1 pseudogene is annotated in these 264 nt (G+C 62.1%); it reads right to left on the reverse strand.

Annotated features, from left to right (window positions below):
• Positions 1–264, reverse strand: a pseudogene (locus MTCD1_RS19410) (hypothetical protein); the annotation flags it as partial.

A 264-nucleotide genomic window follows, 5' to 3' on the forward strand; every position in this document is an offset into this window, starting at 1 on the left:
TCAGGCCAATCAACACCCAGCGCCCATCGCGGGCCAGCAGCTTGAGGTTGATCGCGGCGTAATTGCCGCCCACCGGGTCAAGAATCACGTCGAACGGGCCGAAATCGCGCAAAGCCTCGATACCGTCGGTACGTACCACACCGCCCTGGGCGCCGAGGGCTTCGCAATAGGCAAGCCGACCCGCCGGGCCAACAAGCCGGGAAAAACCTGCCACCCCTGCGTCCGCTTGAAAAAAAAACAATTGGGGAGCGAGATGTGCATCCG

The sequence above is a fragment of the Colwellia marinimaniae genome (assembly GCF_002207865.1).
GTDB classification, from domain to species: Bacteria; Pseudomonadota; Gammaproteobacteria; order Enterobacterales; family Alteromonadaceae; genus Colwellia; species Colwellia marinimaniae.